The organism is Fulvitalea axinellae (assembly GCF_036492835.1).
Taxonomy (GTDB): Bacteria; Bacteroidota; Bacteroidia; order Cytophagales; family Cyclobacteriaceae; genus Fulvitalea; species Fulvitalea axinellae.
Window position 1 is genome coordinate 1 of the sequence record NZ_AP025314.1, and the last position, 26,138, is coordinate 26,138.

Consider the following 26,138-nt stretch of genomic DNA (forward strand, 5'->3'; position numbering starts at 1 on the left):
TTAAATTGTTACCCGATAGGGCACAAAATTTCGGGGACTAAAACTTAAGCCTCCAAGCAAGGCCGAACTAAAGTTTCCGCAAAACCTAATCCGTTAAAAAATGTCTGATTTCCGTACCGGCGATATCGAAAAAAAGCTAAAGCGATTCAAAAAACGCTATCACACGAACGCTCTCCTGAAGACGGGAACGCTCTGGCTAGCTGGCTCCTTGGCGCTTTACCTAACCATAACTTTGGCGGAATCCGCCCTGCATTTCGGCATCGTCGCACGGACCGTGCTTTTTTACACTTATTTACTGGCTGTCGCCGTCGGGTTTATCTTGGGCCCGGCCAAGTCTCTGGCCATACTTGTCGGTCTTCGCAAAGGGATTTCCGATAAAGAGGCGGCGGAACTTATCGGCAAGAAAATCCCGTCGGTGAGCGACCGCCTTCTCAACCTTCTGCAACTCAGCAAGGACAAAGAAAACGAGCTCGCCCAAGCCGCGGTACAGCAACAGGGAAGCAAAATCGCCCGTCACGATTTCTCCAAAGTTGTCAAGCTCCGCAAAAACAGGCGTTTCCTTCCCTATTTGGTCATTCCCGTTCTGCTTATCGCCGGGCTGTTTGTCTTCATTCCTAAAACAATGAAAGACGGAACGGAAAGATTGGTAAGGCACAACGAGGCTTTCGAACCGAAAAAACCGTTTACGTTGCGGATCGTAAACGAATTTCTGCTCGCTTTCAGAAACGAGGACTATCGCCTGCAAGTGGTGGCGGAAGGGGAACTGATGCCGGAAAGCGTATATATGATCCACAACAAAAGGCGGATCAAGATGCGGAAAGACGACAACGGACAATTCACTTTCCTTTTTCCGAAAATTCAGGACAGCAAAACATTCACCTTCGAAGCCGCCGGATTTGAACAGGGCCCATACACCGTAGCCGTGAAAAACCGGCCGGCGCTCAGCCATTTTGATATCGCTCTGGATTATCCGGCCTATACCGGCAAAACCGACGAAATGCTGGCCAATCTCGGCAATATCACCGTTCCGGAAGGGACTAAGGCCGTTTGGAGATTCCACACCCAACATTCCGACAGCGCAAAAATCAGTCTTGCTTCCCGTGATTCCACTACGCACCACAACTTGGGACAAGGAAAAGAAGGCGTTTTCAATTTCGAAAAAACCTTTACAAAACCCACCGAATACGAACTAGCGCTCGACAACGACTTCGGCTCAAACGCCGACAAGATCCGCTACAAAGTGGATGTAGTAAAAGACAAATACCCGAAGATTACCCTTAAGCAATTTCAGGACACCACGCTTTTCAGCTACGTGATTTTCGGTGGCGATATCAGCGACGACTACGGCCTTACCGCCCTGAACATCCTTTATAAGCGCCCGGCCGACAAACGCTACCGCCGCGTACCGATCCGGATAGAGCGCGGACGCCGCCACCAAGGCTACTACCACCAGTGGTTTCTCGACAGCCTCGGTCTAGAACCGGGCGAAGAAGTGGCCTATTTCCTACAAGTAACCGACAACGACGCCATCAACGGACGCAAATCATCCAAGACCGGGACTTTCACCTTCCGGGTTCCGTCGAGGAAAGAAATCAAGGACAACATAGCCGAATCCAGCCAAAGAACCGCCACCGAGATGGACGACGCCCTCAAAAACGCCCAAGACCTCAAGAAAAACATAGAAAGGGTAGAGGAGAGGCTTCGCGGAAAAAACTATCTCGACTGGCAAGACAAACAGGCTCTGGAACACCTTCAGGAACGCCGCAAGAAGATAGAGGAAGACATCGAAAACCTGAAAGAGCAGTTTAAGGACGAATTGCAAAAGCGCAAGCAGTTCGAAAACAGCCAAGAGAACGAGAAGATCGCCGAAAACGTAGAGAAGCTCCAAAAGCTGATGGACGAAGTGCTGGACGACAAAACGAAGAAACTCTACGAAGAGCTCCAAAAACTGCTGAGCGAACAAAACCAGGACCCCGACGCCGTCCGCAACAAACTGGACCAGATAAAGCACAACGAAGAGAACCTGGAAGAGGAACTGGAGCGCACGCTTGAGCTTTTCAAGAAAATGAAATACGACATGAAGCTGGAGAATATGGCCCAGAACATGGAAAACCTCAGCGAAAAGCAAAAAGAACTCGCCGACAAGAAAACCAAAAACAAGGACTTGGACGAGTTGGCGATGGAGCAGGAGAAAATAGACAAGGAAATGGACGGGATGAAAGAGGACATGAAAGAGCTTGAGCAGCTTAATCAGGACCTGAAAAACCCGAACGCCATGCCCGATACCAAAGAGCAGGAAAAATCCATCGAGCAAAAACAGCAGGATTTCAAAAACGCCGTACAGAAAAAACAGAGCAAAAAGGCCCAGGAGAGCCAGAAGGAGATGTCGAAAGACATGAAAAAGCTAGCGCAGAAAATGCGCGATATGCAATCGGGTATGGAAATGCAGGCCATGCAGGAAAACCTCGACAACCTCCGCGATATCCAGTCAAACCTGATTACGGCGTCCTTCGATCAAGAAGAAATCATGAAAACCCTACGGGCCGTAAACCTCAGTGACCCGAAATTCGTAAAAATCTCCCAGCGACAGCTCAAGCTTAAAGACGACACGCAAGTCATCAAAGACAGCCTGAACGCGCTCGCTCAACGCGTATTCCAGATTTCGTCCTTCGTAACCCGCAAGGTAAACGAGATGAACTCCAACATGGACAAATCGCTCACCGACATAAAAGAACGAAGCATTTCCGGCGCCCTGACCCACCAACAGCTCACAATGACATCGATGAACGACTTGGCCCTTTTGCTTGACCAGGTTATGTCGCAGATGCAAAACCAGATGAACGGCAGCGGAAACGGAAAAAGCAAACAGAGCCAAAGCAAGCCCGGAAACATGAAGCTGAGCGACCTTCAGAAGCAGTTGAACAAGAAAATCGAACAACTGAAAAAGAGTGGTAAAAAAGGGCGTGAACTCTCGAAGGAAATCGCTAAAATTGCCGCGGAGCAAGAGCAAATACGCAGGGCTCTGGAGAAGGAAGGAAAAGGAAAACCCGGAGATTTGCTGGAAGAAGGAAAAGACGGTAAAAACGGCAAGAAAGCTGGCGACAACGGATTGGAAAAGACTCTTCGCGAAATGGAGATGACCGAACAGGAGCTGGTAAACAAACAGCTCACCCAAAAGATGATCAAGCGCCAGAAAGAAATCCTTACCAGAATGCTCGAAGCCGAGAAAGCGCAAAAGGAACGGGATCTTGACGAAAAAAGAGAAGCCGAAAAAGCCAGCGATTATGACAAGGCGATACCGAAAGCTTTCGAGGAATATATTAAATTGAAAGAAAAAGAGCTGGAAAGACTGAAGACTGTCCCGATGCGCTTCAATCCCTACTACAAAAACGAGGTGGAGAGGTTCTTTCAGCGGAAAAATAAACAAGCTAGCAAGTAATGGATTCCATCAACTTAGAAATCCCTTCATTGCCCGACAACGTTCGGATAGTCGAGAGTTTTATCGATAACTCCAAGGATAAATACCACCTTAACGACGACGTATACGGCAACATCATGATCGCGGTCACCGAAGCGGTGAACAATGCGATCCAGCACGGAAACAACGGCGACAAAGACAAGCTAGTGAAGCTAACCATGTCTCATTCCGACGAACAGATCCGCTTCACTATCGGAGACGAGGGCCCCGGCTTCGACTACGACAGTCTCCCGGACCCGACAGCTCCCGAAAACCTGCACAAACCCTGCGGCAGGGGAATTTTTCTGATGAAACACCTTTGCGACGAGGTGGAATTCAATAACGACGGAAAAGAAGTGGTACTCGCATTTTACCTGAACTAAGGAATGATCAACATTTTCACGGAAGACATAGAGTTCGAACTTTCCGAAGCCGGAAAAACGACAGAGTGGATTGAGGGGGTGATAGAACGACACGGTTTCGAACTTGCCGAGCTAAATTATATTTTCTGTTCAGACGAGTACCTGCATAAAATAAATGTAGAATATCTAGACCACGACACCTATACGGACATCATTACCTTTGACAACTCCGAAGAGGAAGGCGTAATAGAAAGCGACGTTTTCGTTAGTGTGGAACGCATTCGGGAAAACGCCTCCAAGTTTGGAAAAACGTTTGAAAACGAACTCCGCAGAGTTATTATTCACGGAGTGCTGCATCTCTTGGGCTTCAAGGACAAATCGCCGGAAGAGGCCGAAAACATGAGAAAGAAGGAAGACGAAGCATTGGCCGCATATTGATTTTAGGCGGTAAAAATATTGTGAAACGTACACGTCCGTGAAACAAATGTTTCACGGATTTTTTTTATCCTTAAAATTCGGCTCTGTTAAGCGTCTTTGAAGCTTGATTGCCCATTTAAACCAATCGACCGCCAGAACTTACGCCTACATAACGTCAAAACATTTCCGGCATAATTTTAAAATTACATTTCCGTTACTGGCATATTTACGTTGTGTGTTTCACGCCATTCGAAAAGGAAATGTTCCACGTGGAACATTTCCTTTTTCCTTGTTTTAATCAAATTTACGTTCCAGATCCGGCTCGCAACATCAAAGTGAAAAAGCACAATGTTCCACGTGGAACAAAATCCGCAAATACATCTTATCACATATTTTCAAATTTTAGCTTGATTATCATCTAATAGAATTTTAAAGTAAATTTGTAGCGGAAAAGTCTAAAGCTCAAACAAATCGATATGTACAACACGATTGTTCCACGTGGAACGTTAGCTTAGACAGCAAAAGGAATCAGAATGTTCAAGGAATACGACGTCATTGTAGTCGGGGCAGGCCATGCCGGATGCGAAGCCGCTGCCGCCGCCGCAAACATGGGAAAAAGCGTAATGCTGGTCACCATGAATATGAATACTATCGCTCAAATGTCATGTAACCCGGCTGTGGGCGGTGTGGCCAAAGGGCAGATAGTCCGTGAAATTGACGCTTTGGGCGGCCAAATGGGTATTGTTACTGACAAAACCATGATCCAATTCCGCATGCTGAACCGCTCGAAAGGCCCCGCTATGTGGAGCCCCAGAGCGCAAAGCGATAGAATGCGGTTTGCGGAAGAGTGGAGAATTAGGCTTGAAAGAAATCCGAACGTGGATTTTTGGCAAGAAATGGTCACTGGCTTGGTGATCAAAAACGGCGTTGTAAAGGGTGTTAAAACCAGTCTAGGCCTTGAGATTCCGTCAAAAACCGTAGTGCTGACAAACGGAACTTTCCTGAACGGGCGCATACACATCGGCGAAAAGCAGTTCGGTGGCGGGCGTACGGGAGAAGGAGCGTCGAAAGGAATTACGGAACAATTGGTCGAGCTAGGCTTTGAGGCCGGCAGAATGAAAACCGGAACTCCGCCAAGAGTTGACGGCCGATCGTTGAATTACGACTTGATGGGCGAACAGCCCGGCGACGAAAATCCGGAAAAATTCTCGTACAGCGACGAAACGACTACGCTCGAAAAACAGCGCAGTTGCTATATAACATACACGAATCCGGAAGTGCACGAAACGCTAAAGACGGGTTTCGAGAAATCTCCGATGTTCAACGGAAGGATTCAGGGCATCGGCCCGAGGTACTGCCCTTCTATCGAAGACAAGATAAACAGATTTGCCGAGCGTGACCGCCACCAGATCTTTGTCGAGCCCGAAGGTTGGGACACTTGCGAAGTTTACGTAAACGGTTTTTCGTCTTCACTGCCTGAAAACGTACAATACGAAGCTCTACGTAAGATCGAAGGTTTTGAAAACGTGAAAATGTTCAGGCCAGGCTATGCGATCGAATACGATTTCTTCCCCCCTACTCAGCTAAAACTGACTCTGGAAACTCGTCAATTGCGCAATTTGTACTTTGCTGGACAGATAAACGGAACCACCGGATACGAAGAAGCGGGCGGACAAGGTCTGATTGCCGGTGTAAACGCAGCGCTTCGAGTAGACGACAAAGAGGATTTTGTTCTAAAAAGATCGGAAGCGTACATCGGTGTATTAATCGACGACTTGGTAAACAAAGGCACAAACGAGCCCTACCGAATGTTTACTTCGCGTGCCGAATACCGTATTTTGCTCCGTCAAGATAATGCGGATTCGCGTCTAACAAAGCTTGGACATGAAATCGGTTTGGCTACAGACGAACGTTTGGCCAAAAGCCAAGAGAAAGACACCAACGTGAAAAAGCTTTTGGAAGAGCTGAAAACCATAAAAGTTAAGCCCGTACAAATAAATGAAAAGCTGGAAGAACTGGGTACTGCGACTCTTAAAGAAGGGACTAGCCCGTTCAAATTGCTAAAAAGACCGGAAATGAGTCAGGACAAACTGAGATTCCTTTCCGATAAACTCGCCGATCATTTATCCCAATACACGACTCAGGAAGTTGAGCAGGCCGAAATTCTTGTCAAATACGACACGTATATAGATAAGGAACAGAAAACGGCGGAAAAAATGGAGAGCCTTGACAAGGTTCTAATCGGAAATGATTTCGATTTCTCTAAAGTAACGGCTCTTTCTTCTGAAGCACGTGAAAAACTCGGGAAGCAAAAACCGACTAATCTTGGACAAGCGTCAAGGATCAGCGGAGTCTCCCCTGCCGATATTTCCATCCTGATGGTGTATCTCGGAAAGTAAAAAACACAGAACAACGACGAATAAACACTCCAGGGACGCCAAATAGGCGTCCCTTTTGCTGTTAACGTATTTTTACATACTGTGTCCTTCTTCATTATATTATTCAATTCCGATTTTGGTAAATTGCCTTCTTGAATCAGAACAGCATGATGCGCCGTACCAACAAAAAACTAATCGCCCGTATTTGGAAGCGGGCAAAACGCCACGCCCCTCTCCTACTGGCGGGTGGCGTTTGGGCAGGGCTTATATCCAGTAGCGGATGCGCCAGCCAACGCGCCCTTACGGGTGGTCCAAAAGACACGATCCCTCCAATGATCGAGTCTTCAACTCCTCCAAACTTGTCGACCAATTTCAATGGAAAAAAGGTTCGTATACAGTTTGATGAATACGTTCAGCTGAAAAACGCTAAAAAAGACCTTATTATCACTCCCTCTTCAGAGAATGAATACGACATAAAGCTGAAGGGTGGCCGGACGTTCGAAATCACATTCGACCAACCGCTCGACAGTAACACGACTTATACGTTGAACTTTCAGGAAGTGGTACAGGACGTGACGGAAAAAAACGTTTTGGCGGAAAATGTTTTTACATTCAGCACCGGTCCCGAGCTCGATTCCATGTTTCTCCACGGGAAAGTCAAAGATTTACTGACTAATCAGCCAGAGGAAGGAGCCGTCGTAGCGCTTTACAGAAGCGACGATACGCTGAATATTTTCAACTCAAAGCCGCTGTACTTTACCAAAACGGATAAGGAAGGAATATACACCTTGGCGCATATTCGTGAAGGAAAGTACATGTTGTATACGTATCAGGACAAAAACCAAAACCTGATCTTTGATCCGAAAAAGGAAAAAGCCGGCTTTCATGACGGAATTATAGAGCTAAACCACGAATTCGACAGTCTCAAACTGAGCATTGTGGACGTAAACATGGATTCGCTCTACACCACAAAGTCCTTGATTTCGGGAACGTATTTCGTCACCAGCTTTAATAAACCGATCAAATCTTACAGGACAGAATTCGATGTTCAGGAAATTTTCCTGCCCAACAATTTACTGGAAGACAACAAAACGATACGGTTTTACAATACCCGAAACATGACGGAGGAAGACAGCCTAAGGGTAAAAGTTACCGCTATGGACTCCGTACATAATGAGATTACGTACGAGACTTTTGTTAAATTCAGGGAAACCAAACGTAAGAAGGCAAAGCTTGAGCAAAAATCAGGCGAGCAATCCCGCAGATATATCTCGAACGATTTTTCGAATTGGTACTGGTTTTCAAAACCAATCGAAAAGGTAAATTACGACAGCGCGTACTTCTTCTACGATTCTCTGAACGTGTTACCGATCACCGAAGAAGATTTCACGTGGAACGATACCCGCAACATTGTAAGCCTGCGCAAAAATCTGGAACTCGATACGATTATACATCCTGACACTGTAGAGGCTCCTATTTTCAAAACGGTTAAATTGAATTTAAAAGAAGGAACCTTTGTAAGTATAGAACAGGATTCGGCCACGGCAATCGATAAAAGCTACAGCTTTGCGCAGAGCGAAAATGTGGGAAGCATACTCGGGAAAATTATCACAGACGAAAAGTCTTATATCCTTCAACTTTTGGATGACCGCTATAATCTGATTGACGAACGAATTAATCCGAAAGACTACGCATTTTTGAATGTAGATCCCGGAAAATATTATCTACGTATTCTTGTTGACAAGGACGGATCCGGCGAATGGGATCCTGGAAATATTATGGAGGTGATTCCGCCTGAGCCCGTCTACTTCTATCCCGGACTTATCGTGATTAGAGCGAACTGGGAACGCACAGGCATCGATATGCAATTCTGATTTAGAAAAAATCTCCAACCAAAAACGGGAAGTCCAGAAATGGGCTTCCCGTTTTTTATTTTTCAAACTTTAGCGATTTCAAAATCGATTTCCTCCCCTATTTATCAACACCGGTACCTCATTTTTTGCCGAAATCCACTTCTAGCACGAAAGCTGCAAAAGTTATGGGTATAAATACCCTGAATTGTGTTGATTAACTGTGGATAAAATGCGCGATAATCAGGGGTTACCCACAATACTTATCAACAACCGCGGACAAACAATCCCCGATTGTGGACAAAAAAGAACTTTCGCGCTTTCAATCCCCAAGTTATCTACAGAAAGGCTATTCACACTCTATTCGGCTTCATTATCCACATTCTCTTAAACTTATCAACAAAATGGCTTTAAGAGCCTTATAGTCAATAAGAAAAATTGTGGATAATTTTGGGGATAAGATTCGAAAATAGCGCGTAAATTTAAATCTGTGTGGGTAAAAAAATCGGACTTCAGTTTTCCACTTATCCACAGCTTAATAGTAACAACAGATATTTCTTTAAATAAAAAATAAATTATTATTACTGGGATGTTGATAAAAAGCTCGTTTTTGAAAAACAAAAAAATTTTCCCGGTCATTTTCCTTGCGCTTTTTTGCGTGTTAGCCGGTTCGTTCAACGTTCGGGCGCAAGACACGCAGAACATCTACTTGGCGAATGAGTATCTGGCGAAAGGGGAAGTGGACAAAGCGCTGGAGATTTTCCGTCAGCTGGCGAAAAAGAAGGAAAACATGCGGGTTATCCACAACCAGTACCTGAGCCTGTTGATATCCTCCGGAGATTTTAAAACAGCGGACAAGCATTTGCGAAAATTGGTCAAGCTTTATCCTAAAGTTATAGTTTATCAAGCCGACCAAGGAAGCCTGCTCAAAGCCCGGGGAAAGGAAGACGAGGCGAAGGCGAAATTCAGCGCGCTTATAAAAAGAGTTGCGTCGAGCCAGAGAGACTCCCGGAACCTCGCCCGATACTTTTATTAAAAACAATTGTACGACCACACAGAAGAGGCTTACAAGGCTTGTAGGGAGGCGTTGAAAAGGGATGACCTGTTTGCGTACGAACTGGCCAACCTTTACGTGCTTACGAACAGGAAGGAAAAGATGATCGATGAGTATATCGGAATCTTGAAGCGAAATCCTGACAATATCAATTACATCAAGGGAATCTGGCAACGCGTGCTGAAAACGGACGAGGAGTTGGAGGCTTTGGAGACTAAGCTTATCCAGCTGTCCCAGAAAGAGCAAAACGTGTCGGTTTACAACGAGCTGTTGGTTTGGACGTATTTGCAACAGAAGAACTTTTTCGGGGCGTTTGTGCAGGCGCGGTCGTTGGAAAAAAGATTCAACGGCAGGGGCGAGAGAATTTATGAGATCGCGCGGATAGCTTTGGCTAATGACGAACATGAGACGGCTTCGGAAATGTACGCCTATATCGTTAAGAACTTTCCGGACTCGCCCTACTACGCAATGGCCAGAAAAAGCGATATCAGAACCCGGGCCACTTGGGTGACGAACGATTACCCAATAAACAAAGAGGCCATCAGGAAGCTAACGAAGGACTATGCGGGCCTTGTAGCCGAAATGGGGAATACAGTTACGGCAATGGAATCCAGACGCGAGAAGGCGCTCTTGCACGCGTTTTATCTCAAGGAATACGATTCGGCCATCGCTGATCTGGAATACGTGATCAAATACCCGCGGGCTCCGCGCAGTTTGAGGATGGAGTCGAAGCTCAGCCTCGGCGATATGTTTGTGTTGACAGGCGAGCCCTGGGAAGCCTCCCTACTCTACTCGCAAGTGGAAAAGGAAGTGAAGGACTCACCTATTGCTTACAAAGCCAAACTCAAAAACGCCAAGCTTTCTTACTACAAAGGCGAGTTCGAGCTTTCGAAAGGCCACCTCGACATTCTGAAAGAGGCGACTAGCCGAGAGATCTCAAACGACGCAATGGCGCTCAGCCTGCTTATCAAGGATAATACGGGACTTGACTCGACGGAAACGGCGATGAAACGCTACGCGGCCATCGATTTGCTGATGTACCAAAACCGTAGACAAGAAGCTTTGGAAGCCGTGGAGAAAATGCTTTACGAGTTTCCGGGCCATAGTCTGGAAGACGAGCTTCTTTACCTTAAAGCCAAAGTTCTTTTTGAAGTCGGTGAGTTTGACCAAAGCGTAACGGCTTTGCAGAAGATCGTTACCGAATACTCCGGAGATATCCTCACCGACGACGCTTACTTTATGCTCGGAAAGGTGTACGAAACAGGGAAAGAAGACATGGCCAAAGCTATGGATACCTATAAGGAATTAATGGTGAAATACCCCGGAAGCGTTTATACCGCCGAAGCCCGGAAACGCTATAGAAAGCTTAGGGGCGATGCCCTCCGGTAGCTTTCGGATGGTTGTATGAAAAATGCTTTTTTATGAAAAATTCAAGGCGCTTACTTTTTGTGAGCGCCTTTCTTTTTCTCAAAACCAGAGGATATTTTTTATAATCGGTAACCTTATTTTGCGTAATCATGGCCAAACAGGCGTTAAATCTGGTCCTTAAGTTTTTATGAATGCTTTGATAAGGATAAATTGTAAAAAAGGATTTCCCTTTTCCGTAAAATTTGACCCATATCATCGATGTCAGGTATATTCCGCTATAAGATATTTTGGGCTATCTCGCTGTGGTTTTGCGTAATAAGCGAAGGCTTTGCGCAGTATGATTGGCGGGTGTCCCATATTTCCCGCAAGGATGGCCTTGCGCATGCTACGGTGAACAACACGTTTCAGGATAGGCAAGGCTTTTATTGGATTACGACCGGAAGCGGAATGAACCGTTTCGACGGCAAGCGTATGGAAAATATACGCGAAGTAAACGGTCCGGAGGGCAAGCTGTACATCGGTGATTCCTATATATTGGCCGAGGACAAATCCGGGAGGGTGCTTGCCCTGAAATGGGGAAAGGCTTTCGCCTTAGACCGTAATACAGGCAAGGCCGACCCCATAAGAGACATGGAAGGTGCGGAAATAAAAAACGTAAACTCCATTTTGGAACTCCGTAACGGAGAGGTGATCCTGGGAACGGACAAAGGGGCTTACCGAATAAAGGACGCGCTCTACGCCGAACCTTTCGGCGCTTTCGGTAGCGGACGTGTGGCCGTTTTCACGGAAGATGATATGGGTTATATCTGGTTCGACGCCAGTGGTAAGTTTTTGCTTTGCTCTTCGTCCAGCGGTCGGGAAATCGCCAGATTCGGGGAGGAAAGCCTTGGTAGCGTCAATGTGGCGAGCATAACCGGCATTGTCAGGGCCAGCGGCGATACGTATTGGCTGGGCACCATGTATAATGGCGTCTATGAAATGAGACGGAATGGCGGAGAAGCTAAACCTCTGGAAGTGCCGATGGCTTATGCCAAAATCATCAAAAAGATTATCAAGGATAGACTCGGGCGGATTTGGCTTGGTTCCGACGGTGGCGGTGTTTATCTCTATGATACGGGAGAAAAGAAATGGGACCATGTGTCTGAAAGAATAGCCATGGAAAGTAAGGCCGTTTATAGCCTTTACGAAGACCGTGGAGGCAATATATGGGCGGGAATGAACTATGGGGGAGCCTATGTGGTCGAGGCCAACCGAGGACCTTTCGATAAGCCTGAAAAGGGAAATATTCTTTACAAAGACATGAGAATGCTGTCCGTTATGCTGGATCATACGGGAACCCGTTGGTTAGGCACTGACGGTGAAGGCATCCGTTTGGTGGATTCTTTGGGAAACATCAGCGAATACACGCCTTTCGGAGCGGGATCGGCCGGAGCGAAAGGTTTTGTGCAGGGAATCTACGAAGACCACGCCGGCGATGTTTGGATCGGGACGTATACGCAAGGTTTGGGTGTGTATAGGCGTGCCACGGGCGAGTTTGAGCAATTTGAACCGAGTGAGGAAAATGGGCTCCGGGAAAGAAATATAAAGTGCGTAACCGAGAGTGCGGACGGAAAAACATTGTGGGTTGGCGCTTCTTACGGTTTGATAACAATGGACAAGGAAGCGAAGACTTTCCGTTCGTTTACTTATCAAAAAGGAGATTTGAAGTTAACCTCGTGCTTTGTGACGGCTCTTCTTACCGACCGATCAGGTGCCCTTTGGATAGGAACCAGCGGAGACGGACTGATAAGGTTGAGGCTAGAGGGCGATGAGGTGAAAGACGCAAAGCGTTTCCGCAAGGTGGGCACAAAGATTTCCCACATCAGCGAAGACGGCCAAGGCAATTTGTGGGTGACCGGCGGTGGAACCATCTCAAAAATCGGTAAAGCCGACGAGGTGAAAGTGTACACGGCCGAGGACGGTTTGCCGAAAGTTTGGCCAGAAGCGGCTTTCGCCGATGAGAGTGGCCGGATTTGGATTGCCACTACAAATGGCCTGAGTGTTTTTGACCCTAACAAGAAATCATCAAAAGGCTTTACGACTTACCACGGGCTTCAAAGCTCGATTTTCTCTACCGGAGCGGGCTTTCAGGCGAAAGACGGACGCTTACTGTTCGCCGGTATGCGCGGTGTCAACGAATTTTATCCTGATAGAATCAGCCTCGACGGCAAATACCCCAAAGTGCTCGTTGACGACCTGAAGTTCAACGGAATGTCTATCTGGCGAGACGCTTCCTATAGAAAAGACTCTCCGGACGGTGTGTCGTCTTTCGAATTGCCACCGGCCCAGCAGTCTCTGACATTCGACTACGTCCTCCCCCACTTTCCGTTGGGCGATGTGGAATATTCCTACAAGCTCTCTGGTGTGGACGCCAACTGGGTAAGGGCCGGCAAGCGCCAAAGTGTAACTTACGCCAGTCTTCCCGCCGGAGAATACGTATTCAGCGTACGCTCTTCGCTCGACGAATCGTCGGTCAGCAGTGTTCGTATCGTGAAGCTGTCGCCCGTTTGGTTGAGGCCTTGGGCGCTGTTTGGGTACGCCGTGGCCGTCTTGCTCATCATTTACGCTTACTGGGCGTATTTGGCGCTGAAGCGTAAAGTGAAGTACGAAAAATTGCAAAAGGACAGGCTCAACGAGCTGGCCGATATGAAACTCAGGTTTTTCACCAATATATCGCACGAGCTTAAGACTCCCCTGACCTTGATTCTTCATCCTGTAAAAAGGTTATTGGAGAAAGAAAAAGATAAGGACAAGCGTGACGCATTGGCGACGATCAGTCGAAACGCCGATTTGTTGCTGAATACTGTTAACGAATTGTTGGACTTCAATAAGCTTGAATCCGGAAAATACGAACCGCAAGCCGGCTCTTACGACTTGAAACAGACCGTAGAGAATGTTTGCTTGCTATTTGACGATTACGCCCGCCAAAACCGTTTCGACTACCGCTTCACCTGTGATCTGAAAGAAAACAGGCTGTATGTTTTCGATCGGGACATTTTGGAAAAAGTGACCGTAAACCTGATCTCGAACGCATTCAAATACACCGCTCCGCAAGGTAAGGTACACGTTCATCTGGAATTCGCCGGAGGCAAAATATACCTGAAGGTAAACGATAACGGCAAGGGAATAGCCAAAGAGAAATTGCCGTTTATTTTCGAATCGTTTTATCAAGCCAACCACGCCGACAGGAATATCGGAACGGGAATCGGTCTGGCCTTGGTCAAGCGCTTGGTGGAATCGCACGGCGGGGCCGTACGGGCGACCAGCGAACCGGGCAACGGCACCGAACTGAGCGTGGAATTGCCGGAACTCGAACTGGAACAAGCTTCCGCCAAAGTGGGCGACGGAGTGAGCGCCAAGCCCGTATTTGGCGAAAACAAACCGGAAATGCCCGAAATCTGGCCCGTAGGCGAAGAGGGAAAACCGAAGCTGTTGGTGGTTGACGATAACCGTGAAATCCGTAACTTGGTGGCGGATATGATGTCCGACAGGTTTGAGGTGGTAATGGCCGGCGACGGTGAGGAAGGTTTGGAGAAAACCAAAGCGCATATGCCGGACTTCATTATCAGCGACGTGATGATGCCTGTGATGGACGGCGTGGAATTCTGCTCGAAATTGAGGGAAGACCAAGAGATTTCCCATATTCCGGTAATTTTGCTTACCGCAAAAGGGACCACGGAAAGCGAAATGGCCGGACTTTCGGCCGGCGCCGACGACTATATCCTGAAGCCTTTCGACGAGGAAATACTCAAAGTGAAAGTCAGTACAATTTTGATGAACCGAGAGCGCCTGAGAGAGCGTTATCGCGACTTCCCGGTATCGAGGCCGAGAAGCGTAACCTCCGACGCCAACGACCGCTTTATGACCGACCTGACCGACCTGATCGACAGATTGATGGGATCGGGAGAACTGTCAGTGGAACGTCTGGCGCGTGAAATGGCGATGAGTCATTCGGTTCTTTACAAAAAGTGTAAAGCACTGACCGGTAAGTCTTTAGCGAAATACATTCAGCTTACGAAAATCCACCGGGCGGCGGAGATTCTCCGTCACGACGACTTGCCGATCAAGGCCGTGATGGCGGAAGTCGGGTTTAACGATCCTAAGCACTTCCGCGAGTGTTTCCGCGAAGTGACGGGCGTTTTGCCAAGCGAATGGCGCAAAGGCGAAAAGACTTTGACCGAATAGAGCTTTTGAATTTCTGAAAATAGAAAAGACGCTTTTCCGTGATGGAGAAGCGTCTTTTTTATTGAAAAATCTGTTTTGAGATCTTTAGCGAAAGCTTATTTCATCACAACTTCGTCTACCATCATATGGCAATTGCGTCCGGCTCCGTGGTGGTTTTCCGGGCATGTTTTTAGGCTCTCGGCCACAACTTTCAGATACCGGAATGTCTTCTTCGGAAATTTGACAGCGAATTCCTTTATAAACGATCCTTCTTTCATCGGATCGATATCGCTTTTGGCCACGGCCAATTCCTTGAAGTTTTTACCGTCGTTGGAATACAGGTAACGGACAGACTTTGGAGCGAAGATCCACGCCTTTTGGTTTTGGATATAAGAAGTGGAAAGCGAAGTCGCCGATTTTTTCTTGCCGAAATCAATTACGGCGTCCATGTCAGTGCCCTCGTAGCTTTGCCACTTTCCGTCGCCGTGGTTTAGGCTTCCCCTCAGTCCGTCGATCAGCCCGCTGGGTCCGCCGGCGGAGTACTTTTCGTGGTGCGGATATTTTAGCGTAACGGCGAACGGCGCTTTGGCGAACGAGGCTTCCGATACTGTTCCTCTAAATCCTGAAGCGTCGAAAGAGGCGGCTTTGAGTACGCTTGTTTCTTTGATCTCCACTGGGTTTTCGTACAAAGGAGATTCCTTAGTCGGCTCGCTTCCATTGGTTGTGTAGCGGACAACAGTGCCCGGATCGCTGGAAAGGTTCACTTTCACCGACGTTTTGAAAGTGGCCCCGGCGGGCTCGATAACCGCTTTGGCCGGCGATTTGTAAAGACCGAATTCAGAAATGGCCGGATTGAGGCGAGCGCCCGTAATGCGGAGCCGCACTTCCTGAGCGGTGGTTTTCTCAAAGCGCAAAAGGCGTTTGTAGCCGATTGTGGTTCCTTCGAAAAGCGTTTTCCAGTCGCCTTCCACTTTGGCCTCGATTACGAAAGATTCCACGCGTTGCCCTTCCCTGATCGCTTCTTGCAAAAGGGCTCGGTCGAAGGTTTTTGGTTTTGGCAAAACGAAATTGAGCGTTCCTGTGGTGGCTTCCCCGTCGGTGGTCCAGTAGCTTAGCTTGTCGCTGTCCAAAACGGTTTTGGCCGGATTGTCGGCTGTCGCGTTATCGGCGCTGATTTCGGCTCCCGACAATAGGTTGTTCTTGAATGTTCCTTCCAGAATTCTGCGTGTTTCGAGCAAAGTGGCGACATCATTTTCATGAATCAAACCGCGTTTGTCCGGCGGAAGGTTCAGGAGCAACAAAGAGTTCTTGCCGACAGAGCTGTAATAGATATCCAGCATTTTCTCCGGCGTTTTGACTTGGCTGTCTTGGCTTTTGTGGTAAAACCAACCCGGGCGGATGGAAACGTCCACTTCGGAAGGATACCAAACGAGTCCGCCCGCTTTGAGCAATTTGGCTCTGCTGCCCAAATCCTGGTCCGTGGCATTGAAAACCGGCGCGTCGCCGTCGTTTTGTTGCGAAGCTTCCGCAATTTGCAGTTTGTCGTGCGCGGCGCTTGGGAGTACGCTCCATTCGGTATCGCGTCCATAGCCGCTTTCCGTACCTACCCAGCGGACATCCGGCCCCATTACGGCGATAACGGCTTCGGGTTGCAGTTCACGGATTACGGAATAATAGCCTTCCCAGTCATAAACCTGTCTCTTGCCGTTAGGGCCTTCGCCGCAGGCGCCGTCAAACCACACCTCGGCTATGTCTCCGTAATTGGTAAGCAATTCCCGGAGTTGTTTTTTGAAATGCTCGTTATAGGCGTCCGTGCCGTAGCTTTGCTCGTGCATGTCCCAAGGCGAAAGATACACGCCGAAGTCAAGGCCTTCGGCTTTGCAGGCCTCGGCCACTTCTTTTACGATATCGCCTTTTCCGCCTTTATACGGACTGCTGGCCACGCTGTGGTCGGTGTATTTGCTTGGCCATAAGCAGAATCCGTCGTGGTGTTTGGCCGTGAGCAAGAGGAGTTTCATACCCGCCTGCTTGGCCGTACGGGCCCATTGGCGGGCGTCGAGTTCCGTTGGGTTGAAAAGTTTCGGATCCTCGTCGCCATGGCCCCATTCGCGGTCCGTAAAAGTGTTTATTCCGAAATGAAGAAATCCGGTGAATTCATATTCTTGCCAGCGCAGTTGCCTCTCCGAAGGTGTGACTTGCGCGGCCTTCCGGATAATGTCTTTCTCTGAATCGTGTTTCGAAATGCTGACCGCATTGTTTCCCTGTTCCGATTTTTGAGGAGAACAGGCACCCAACGCACCCAATAAAATCAATGGAAAAATTCGTTTTCGTAGCATGGTGATGTACTTGGAGTGTGAAACTAAAACGATTATTTACGGAATATAGGGGCATTATTGGGATAATGGAAAATATGGTGACCCGTAGCGGGGGGAATAAGACATAATGATATGTTTTTGATCAAAATCCCCCTTAAGCCAAAAGCCGGAAGTGGAAGGCCATTATTTCGGGCATTACCTTTGGGTGGTTTTCGAAGGATGATGATCAGTGGCAAAAAACGGGATTCGCCCCGAAAAGGGAAAGCCAATGGCTTAGCGAAACAGCCTCCTCCGTTGGAGGGATGGCCACTGCAGTGTTTCGGCCTGAAAGCGAAGGCCAGTGAATGGTATGGCCCTCGCGGAGTGCGTCACGATAAGAAGCAACGTTTTGTGCGAGCGTGGATACGCAAGGCCGTTATCGTTCCGGTGACATCGGGATATCCGCATTTGACTATTGATGTGGATCACGTGATTGTGGACCGGAAATTCGAGAACGTGACATTGAAGGTCTACAAGATCCACTATTCTCACTCCAAGAACTCGCCAAGGATATTTTTTTCGGAGAATGGAAAGTCAGGAGAATTTGTGGCCGATGAGGCATATCCCAATTTGTCGGAAGTGGTACGTAAAGTCAGGATTTGGTTGGCCGATGCCGGTATTCCCATTATTATAAGGGAACCGAAGGCGGTGGGACTTGCGGAACCCGTCGCTGGCCCCTATTCTTTACCCGAGAGTTTGGAGCGGAAATTAGAGTTGGAGAGCAAGCCTATTGAGAGTGAGAGCAGTCCGGAAGAGGAAAAATCAAGTAGTGACAGCGTAACGAAATCGAGCGGAAGATCAGGGAAGAAAAAGAAGAAGGCCCGTAAGAAACTGTCCACTTCCGAAAAGATGGAACTGTTTGATGATCTTGAATTGGAAGAAGACCTGAAGTTTGGTGACTTTAGCGCTCTTTTGGGAGTGAAGGAAATGAGTCAGCTGAGTTGGGATGCGATTAAGGTGATAATGACCGTGCAAGTGATTTTCGCTACGCATTGCAAAACGCACAATCTGTTGCCGTTGATGGATCGGGTGGATAAGGAAAAGAGAGAGTGGCTGAGAAAGTTGGATCGTTATTTCCGTAGCCAAGGCGATAAACCCAGCGGCCGAAAGCCTTCGGAGCTTTTGTCTTGGTTTTTTATGCGAAACGAGGCCTCTGAAATTCCGAAAATCAGGGATTATTCGATCAGTATGTTTATTCCGGATTTGGCGGGTGTACTCGATCTGTCGGACAGCCGGCAGAACGCTATTTTTAAAATATCCCTAAAGTCGGTGATGGATACTTTCGGAATCCAACTGGCCGAGTTGAGGGTGACGGAGTTGTGCGAGTTTTCCTCTGCGGTTTGCCGGTTTTTGCAACAAACGAATTCGCCCGCAAGCTTTTTCCGCTTGATCGCGTATGTATATACTAGTATGTTGTCAAAATTTTGGGAAGCAATTCCCGAAGACAATATGCTGTCTTTCGGCACAATGACTTTGTCCGTGCAGGAAGCCGACGCCAAAATGGAATATCTGGATAGGTACTGGGATGATCAGACCAGCCAGATTTTGGAATTAAACGAAAAAGTAATGCGGGCCTTGGAGCTTTGGAGAGATTTGCCTGCCGATGTAGTCAGTGGATTAGACCAAAAAGCAGGAAAGTTTTTGGAACGCTTCGATAGGGACAAGATACAGTTAGCCTTGTTGGAAAGACTTCTCAACGACGCCTCGGGAGCGAGTAGCCGACCATCTTCGGGATTGAAGTCGGAAGCAACGGGAGGAAAATAACGGCGTAAAAAAGCCCGGAATATGACCGGGCTTTTCCAATAAAATGCCTTCAGGTATTTAAGTACTTAAAACGTTCCCGAGCAGTCTCTTTACGCTTTACAGTTTACTTTTTACTAATGAATTAGCTTCCCAAATATTCCTCTATTCCTTCTTTAAGCCTACTGAAAGTGTTGTGGAGGGTTTCGCCGTCTTCTTCCAAAAGCGTTACGCGGAAGCCTTTCAGTTCAGAACAAAACGATGAAATAGGTACCACACAGATACCTTTAGATGCCAAAAGGTAGTAAGTAAACCTTTTGTCGAGAGGCATTTCAGGGTCTTCCGCCATCCAGCCGTCCAAGGCTTTTTGGATCTCAGGATTTTCGATAGCTATCTTCTGGCCCGGTTTCAGAGCGCCCTCTTTGAAAATTATCGTATTGTAAAAAGCGCCGTAAGTTGGATTGAAATAGATTCCTTCCACATCCCCTAGCAAATCTGTTATGGTTTGGCTCCTTTTGCCGATTTTCTCCTTGGTGGCTTCCAGATAAGCGGGATAACGCTCGTCTTTCATAATCGCCGGAATGGAAAGCTGAGGAAGTTTGGTGGCGCAAACCTCTATCATCTTAGCATTTTCCAGCGTAGAGCAAAGCCCGTCGAATTGGCGGTCCGCTTCGCGATTATAAAACTCCATCCAACCGCAACGCGAGCCCGGCCAAGGGAATTCCTTGGAAATTCCTTTGAGCGAAATGCCAGGCCTGTCGCCGATAAGTTCGGCCAAAGCTTTGGTTTCGGCCCCGTTATAGGTGACGTTCATATAAATTTCGTCGAAGATCAGGATCAGGTTGAATTCCTTGGCGATCTCCACGATGTTTCTCAGAATATGCTCCGGATATACCATTCCCGTCGGGTTATCGGGATTGATTACCAGAATACCCACGATGTTCGGGTTATATTTTACCTTCAGATAAAGGTCTTCAAGGTCCGGGAGCCAGCCGTTGTGCGGGTCCAGGTTATAAGTGATCGGCTGGTGGTTGGCGTGCGCCGCTTCCGCCGAAGAGTGCGTAGAATATGCCGGCGACGGTCCGATGATACGGGCCGTAGGCACCAAAAATTGGTACAGCTTCGCAATGGCGTCGCCGAGGCCGTTAAAAAATAGAATGTCTTCCGCCGTAATTTGGGCACCGCCCAAGGCGTTGGTTTTTTCCGCCAGGTATTCGCGCGTTTCCAACACCCCTTTGGAGTGACAGTAGCCGTAAGTGGCGTTCTCCTGCATCAGCGCGCTGATTTTCTCCTTTACCCAGTCGGGTACATGAAAGCCTTTGGCGATAGGGTCGCCGATATTTTCCCAGACGATTTCCTGCCCTTGGGCCTTGACCTGTTCGGCCTTCTTCACGATGCCCCTGATCTCGTAACTGAGTTCTTTGGAGCCTTCTCGAAGCAATTTTTGTCTCATGGCTTTGCTGTTAGCGCCGGCGGAGCCTCCCGGCCCCGCTTTTTGATTATGACATTTTTCTTCTTTTGGGCATAAATTGAATAATTTCTTTGAAAATAAATCAACCGTTGCCGAATTTACAAAAATAGGGTCCTCCAGCTAAAATACTGTGGTTTGGAGGCTTTTTTATTCGGAATGAGACAGATAGAGAGGCGGTCTTCGGAAGGCGGTTTGTTTTGGCGTTCCTCAAATTGTTGCTAGATTGTATCGCTGTTAGTGTTTACTATTTTTATTTTTTTTAGTCTGAGGGCTCTAAAAATGTTGGATAAAGATGAGGCAAGAGCAAAATACTGATACCCTAATCGATATAGCTACTGTGCAAGCAGGTATTGGCGACAAAGGCGCTTTCCGTATTTTGTTTACCAAACATTATCAGGCATTATACGAGCAGGCGTTGTTTGTTGTGGGCGACAAAGGGCTGGCCGACGAGGCTGTTTCCGATGTTTTTGTCAATATCTGGAAAAGCCGTGAACGTCTGGGAGGTGTGGAGAATTGGGGAGCATATCTGTCCGTTGCGGTGCGCCGGCAAAGCGTTCGGTTGGCGAGCAGGGAAGCTGGAAAGTTAGGTGTTCTTTCTTCTTTGGAAACAACAGGAAATCTTTACGCTGTGACCCGGGAAGGCCCGGAAAGTCAACTTTTATCCGACGAGTTGTTTGATGTGGTGGCAAAATCTGTAAAACGGATGCCGCTAAAGCGCGCGATAGTTTTTAGAATGGTGAAAGAAGAGGGACTGACGTACAAAGAGACTGCGGAAAAACTTGAAATCAGCGTAAAGACTGTGGAATTGCATGTCGGTTTGGCTCTTAGGGACGTGAGGAAAGACGTGGAGGATTATCTGTCCAATTCCGACATGAGAGTGTCCGACCAACAGCTGGAGGTATTGCTGTTGTTGGCTATATCGTCCGTTGTTCAGGGAAATATTTTTTAAAAAAATCGGAAATCGGTATAGGGTGCGGTTCCGGGTTCTGACTCAGTAGTGTGAGAGACAGTAAGGAGGGAATGAAAACTGACGATGATGGATTTGGAAGAATGTAAGTTTGAGCGTTTGGCGGGAAAAGCCCTGTGCGGTGAAATGACGGAGGAAGAATTCGCCCGTTTTGAACGGTATGTGGAGGCCGATCCGGAACGTATCCGACGATGGCGACAAATGCGTGTTTTTTGGAATTCTACCACTATCGTTCCCACTGAAAACAGTAACCGTATCGACCGTGTTTTTGACCGAGTTTGGGATAGGGTTGACCAAACCGATCCCGATAGGAAAGCGTACTGGAAACTTCGTCCCGAAACGCCACTGTGGAGGCGTTACGCTTCGGTTGTCGCCTTGCTTTTGGTATTTGTCGCAGGCTATTGGACGGCCAATGTATCTCCCGTTATCCTTGGCGAAGATCCCGTGTCCATCATAATCCACCGCACGGAAAAAGGCCATAAGATCCTCGATTTGCGTTTGCCTGACGGTTCTAAGGTCTGGCTAAACGCCGACTCGGAATTGCGTTACCCGAAACGTTTTGACGGCGAGAGGAATATCTCGCTGAAAGGAGAAGCGTATTTTGAAGTGAAAAAAGATAGCCTTCGCCCATTCAAAGTGTCTGCTGGCAAGACGATAACGACGGCTTTGGGTACGGCGTTCAATATCAGCACGTACAAAGACAGGGAGGCTGAGGTGGTCTCGTTGACGGAAGGAAAAGTGCTCGTGGAATATTCTGGTGCGGAGATGAGAGAGCCGTTGATGCTGACGCCAGGCGAGGAAGCCGTAGTGAAAGAGGGTGCCTTCAATAAACGTCAGGGCGATTTTAGCTTGGACTGGACCAAAGGCGTACTGGAATTTAAAGACACCAAGATGTCTGAAGTGTTGAGGGAGTTGGAGCGTTGGTACGGAATACCGTTTGAGGTTGTTGGCGATCCGGACAAGTTGCCTTTTTATACCGGATCTTTTGATAATGAAAATCTGAGAAACGTATTGGACGGAATACGTTTTCATGACCGGTTTGAATATCGTTTTGAGGAAGACCGTGTGGTACTGGATTTTTCGGAATTGTAGATCTAGCCTTTTGGCAAAGAGATAAATAGAGTAAAAAAAGAGGTGGGGACTCCCCTCCCCGCCTCTGGCAATAGGTTTTTCAATTTTAACAATTCAATTTATGAAAAAATTTCGACTAAACTTTTTGTCGGTGTTTTTTTGCGTACTGACGTTTTCGTTGTCGGGCCTTTCCGCCCAAGCCGAGACGTCCGAGTCGCTTAGCCGGTACAAAAATGTGCGGGAGGTCCGCTTAAGCCAAGGGCTGGAAGACCTCAGTGTTTTTGAGATTTTTAGGAAAATTGAGTCGGAAACCCCTTTCCGTTTCAATTTCTTCAAAAAAGAGCTTGATCTAAAAGCCCGCTACTCCGTAAAGGATGAAAATCCTACGGTAGCCGATGTATTGTTGGAAATATCCAAAATTTCGGATTTGCGTTTTCGCCAGGTAAACCACAATATCCATGTAAGCAAGGCCAAAAAGGATTCGGCTGTCGAGAAGGTGGAGGTTGTTATCGAAGGCGTAAAGGTAACGGGTACCGTACGTGACGAGACCGGAGAACCAGTGTTGGGAGCTACGGTACTTGTAAAAGGTGCTGGCCGTGGAACGGTTACCGATGTGGAAGGACGATACACATTGGTAGTGGAAGCGGGCGAAACGCTTATTTTCAGAGCAGTCGGTTTCGAAACTCAGGAATTGGAGTTCGACGGAAACCAAGTGTTGGATATCACGCTGTCAGCGGATGTTAAGGAGTTGGCGGAAATTGTGGTGGTGGGTTACGGAACGGTAAAGAAGAGTGACCTTACGGCTTCCATTACTTCCGTATCGGTCAAAGAAGTGCCGAAAGCAGCTACCGCTTCCATCGAAAATATGTTGCAGGGCCAAGCGGCGGGCCTTCAGGTTTCGCCCAGTGGATTTGAGCCGGGCAAAGGATCTTCGATGCAGATTCGTGGAGCGGCCTCTCTCAAAGGCGGAAACGAACCGCTTTGGGTAGTTGACGGTTTTCCGTTGTCGTCTTCGCCGGGTAATAGCTTGAACCCGAATGACATAAAATCAATCGAAATACTTAAGGACGCCAGCGCCACTTCCATATACGGAGCCCGAGCGGCCAACGGTGTTATTTTGGTCACGACGCTCAGTGGCGAGGCGGGAAAGACATCCGTAAGCTACAACGGAAAGTATACGATGCAGGATTTGGGCCGAGTGCCCGAGATGATGGACGCCCAGACTTATATGCGCGAACGCAACCGTATGGGTTACGAGCTGTGGATGCAAAAAAACAAGATTGGCGTTTACGGTGGCAACGACGCAGGCAGTTTCACTCCTTTTGTTCCGAAGTATACCGACGAGCAAATTAACTCTTTCTCGGGCGGAACGGATTGGCTCGATGAGGTGACGCGTACGGGCGTAATTCAGGAACACAACATCTCGATAAGAGGCGGAAACGAGAAAACAACCTTCTTGACATCGCTAAACTATTTTGAGAATAAGGGCGTGGTGGACAAATCCTCTTACGAACGGGTAAATTTGCGACTCAATTTGGACCACAAGGTCAGCGATTGGGTAAAGGTGGGATTGAAGTCGAATGGGACTTTTAACAAGGAAAAGAAAATCAAAATCTCCAATGGAACCACCGAAGGAGCGGGCGTAATATCATCGGCGCTTACTTATAATCCTACCCTGTCTATTTTTGACGAAAAAGGAGCCTATACGGTAGATCCTGACGCCTCGTTTTTGCCGAATCCAGTTTCCCTTTTGGAAATCGCCGACAATAACGAATGGATGAACATTACGGCTATGGCTTACGCCGATGTCAAACTTCCCATCGAAGGCTTGAGTATGCGGGCGAACGCCGGTATTGAGTACCGTAACTTTACGGGGCGCTACTATATTCCTACTTCCACTTCAGAGGGACAGAAGAAGAACGGCTACGCGTCGTGGGGGCACAACCGCAGGCTCAGCAAACTCTTTGATTTTACCCTTAACTACAATAAGGATATAATGGAAGGGCACTCGCTCAGCGCTATGGCGGGTTATTCTTATCAGGATTTTGACGAAATGAAATTCAACGCCAACAACAGCAATTTTGTGCATGACGGTACCAAGGAGTGGGATTTGGGCTCCGGTACAGCCGATAGGCCTGGAGTTGGTTCGGGCGGTAGCGAAAACAAATATGTTTCAGCTTTTGCTAGGGTAAATTACAACGCCTTGGATCGTTACCTGTTTACCTTCACAATGCGTGCCGACGGTTCGTCAAAATTCGGTTCGGGTAACAAGTTCGGTTATTTCCCTTCGGCCGCTTTTGCTTGGAAGATCGCTAATGAGAATTTTATGGAAGGCGTTGAGCCTATCTCTGACCTGAAGCTTCGCTTGAGTTATGGCCAAGTGGGTAACAGTGGCATTAACCAAGATTATCGTGAGCTGTACACGTTTAACAGGACGTACGTGTTCGGAGGTAATTTTTCGAAAGGCGCCAGCCTGAAGCAGGTTGAAAATCCGGATCTGAAATGGGAAACCACTACAGAGCTTAATATCGGTGTGGATTTCGGTCTTTTTGAAAACCGCATTACGGGTTCCGTAGAAGTGTTCGATAAGGAGATCAGCGATTTGTTGTCGGAGAGAAAGCTGTTGGCTTGGTCCGAAAAAGACAAGGTATTGGACAACATCGGTTCTACGCAAAGCCGTGGTGTGGAATTAAGCCTGAGTAGCATAAACGTAACGAATGATAAGTTTGAGTGGCGTTTGACGTTCAATATTGCCACTTATCGTGATCGCTGGAAGGAGAGAAGTCCGGATTGGAACCCGTCAATCTACCAATCTGAAGATGATCCGATCAGGACGCTTTACACTAAAAAGTCTGATGGTTTGGTAGTTCCTGGCAGGGAATACCCGCATATGGAAGGTGCTTTTCCAGGGCTGATTTATGTTCAGGATCTAAACGGTGACGGTAAGCTTGATGACTTGGACGTGGTGGTGGAAGGTAGCAAAGACCCGAAATTCCAAGCGGGATTCGGTAACTATTTCCAGTATGGAGCCTTTGACTTGGCCGTGTTCATGTACGGAAAATTCAACTATTGGAGAGAGAACAAAGTAGACAAAGTCTTTAATGGCAATGCGGTGGAGTTCTGGAAGCAGTCGCAAAACAAATCGGAAGATTTTGGTGACCGATGGACGCATGATAACCAAAACACGGATATGCCGAGCGGTATCAAAAGTCCATATGGAACGGGAGATTTTTATTGGGAGAAAATCAGCTTCGTAAGAATACAGAACATCACTTTGGGATATACGGTACCAACCAAAAAGCTGGAGCAAGTACGGGTATTTGCGGATGTGCGTAACCCGTTTGTATTCACCAACTACGAGGGCTTGGATCCGGAATTTGACGGCGTGGGAGCTTACCCGTCACAACGTAGCTTTACTCTAGGTTTGGATATTAAATTCTGATGGA

General features: G+C 47.6%; 14 protein-coding genes. 12 read left to right on the forward strand and 2 right to left on the reverse strand.

Features of this window, described 5'->3' with window-relative positions; genetic code table 11:
- Positions 1-100: 100 nt before the first annotated feature.
- The 8 genes from AABK39_RS00005 (at position 101) to AABK39_RS00040 (ending at position 15,110) form a co-directional block, all read left to right on the forward strand.
- The gene (locus tag AABK39_RS00005) at positions 101-3,439 is read left to right on the forward strand and encodes a DUF4175 family protein (RefSeq protein ID WP_338392888.1); all 3,339 of its coding nucleotides are present in this window, start codon (positions 101-103) and stop codon (positions 3,437-3,439) included.
- Positions 3,439-3,840, forward strand: coding sequence for an ATP-binding protein (locus tag AABK39_RS00010; RefSeq protein WP_338392889.1), 402 nt, complete (start codon positions 3,439-3,441; stop codon positions 3,838-3,840). The genes AABK39_RS00005 and AABK39_RS00010 overlap by 1 nt, the downstream gene beginning before the upstream one ends.
- A 3-nt stretch (positions 3,841-3,843) precedes the next feature.
- The gene (gene ybeY / locus AABK39_RS00015) at positions 3,844-4,257 is read left to right on the forward strand and encodes an rRNA maturation RNase YbeY (RefSeq protein WP_338392890.1); all 414 of its coding nucleotides are present in this window, start codon (positions 3,844-3,846) and stop codon (positions 4,255-4,257) included.
- Between the two features lie 512 nt (positions 4,258-4,769).
- A complete protein-coding gene (gene mnmG / locus AABK39_RS00020) occupies positions 4,770-6,635 on the forward strand; it encodes a tRNA uridine-5-carboxymethylaminomethyl(34) synthesis enzyme MnmG (protein WP_338392891.1) in 1,866 nt (621 codons plus the stop codon).
- Between the two features lie 131 nt (positions 6,636-6,766).
- A complete protein-coding gene (locus tag AABK39_RS00025) occupies positions 6,767-8,488 on the forward strand; it encodes an Ig-like domain-containing domain (RefSeq protein ID WP_338392892.1) in 1,722 nt (573 codons plus the stop codon).
- A 586-nt stretch (positions 8,489-9,074) separates the two neighbouring features.
- On the forward strand, positions 9,075-9,500 hold the full coding sequence (locus AABK39_RS00030; protein ID WP_338392893.1) for a tetratricopeptide repeat protein: 426 nt from the start codon (positions 9,075-9,077) through the stop codon (positions 9,498-9,500).
- Between the two features lie 6 nt (positions 9,501-9,506).
- The gene (locus AABK39_RS00035; RefSeq protein WP_338392894.1) at positions 9,507-10,907 is read left to right on the forward strand and encodes a tetratricopeptide repeat protein; all 1,401 of its coding nucleotides are present in this window, start codon (positions 9,507-9,509) and stop codon (positions 10,905-10,907) included.
- Positions 10,908-11,144: 237 nt separating this feature from the next.
- On the forward strand, positions 11,145-15,110 hold the full coding sequence (locus AABK39_RS00040; protein WP_338392895.1) for a hybrid sensor histidine kinase/response regulator transcription factor: 3,966 nt from the start codon (positions 11,145-11,147) through the stop codon (positions 15,108-15,110).
- A 95-nt stretch (positions 15,111-15,205) separates the two neighbouring features.
- Here AABK39_RS00040 and AABK39_RS00045 read toward each other — a convergent pair whose 3' ends face one another.
- Positions 15,206-17,425 (reverse strand): alpha-L-fucosidase, encoded by a 2,220-nt coding sequence (locus tag AABK39_RS00045; RefSeq protein WP_338392896.1) that lies wholly within the window; start codon positions 17,423-17,425, stop codon positions 15,206-15,208.
- Between the two features lie 111 nt (positions 17,426-17,536).
- On the opposite strand from AABK39_RS00045, the gene AABK39_RS00050 reads away from it, so the two are divergent.
- Positions 17,537-19,207 carry a hypothetical protein gene (locus AABK39_RS00050; protein WP_338392897.1) on the forward strand — a complete coding sequence of 557 codons (1,671 nt, stop codon included), beginning with the start codon at positions 17,537-17,539 and terminating at the stop codon, positions 19,205-19,207.
- Between the two features lie 121 nt (positions 19,208-19,328).
- Here AABK39_RS00050 and AABK39_RS00055 read toward each other — a convergent pair whose 3' ends face one another.
- A complete protein-coding gene (locus AABK39_RS00055) occupies positions 19,329-20,636 on the reverse strand; it encodes a pyridoxal phosphate-dependent aminotransferase (protein ID WP_338392898.1) in 1,308 nt (435 codons plus the stop codon).
- Between the two features lie 310 nt (positions 20,637-20,946).
- Here AABK39_RS00055 and AABK39_RS00060 point away from each other — a divergent pair, with 310 nt between their 5' ends.
- From AABK39_RS00060 to AABK39_RS00070, 3 genes are all read left to right on the forward strand, one after another.
- Complete coding sequence (locus AABK39_RS00060; RefSeq protein ID WP_338392899.1) at positions 20,947-21,603, forward strand: sigma-70 family RNA polymerase sigma factor; 657 nt, start codon at positions 20,947-20,949, stop codon at positions 21,601-21,603.
- 84 nt (positions 21,604-21,687) lie between these two features.
- Positions 21,688-22,713 carry a FecR domain-containing protein gene (locus tag AABK39_RS00065; RefSeq protein ID WP_338392900.1) on the forward strand — a complete coding sequence of 342 codons (1,026 nt, stop codon included), beginning with the start codon at positions 21,688-21,690 and terminating at the stop codon, positions 22,711-22,713.
- Between the two features lie 100 nt (positions 22,714-22,813).
- A complete protein-coding gene (locus tag AABK39_RS00070; protein ID WP_338392901.1) occupies positions 22,814-26,134 on the forward strand; it encodes a SusC/RagA family TonB-linked outer membrane protein in 3,321 nt (1,106 codons plus the stop codon).
- The last annotated feature ends 4 nt before the right edge of the window (positions 26,135-26,138 follow it).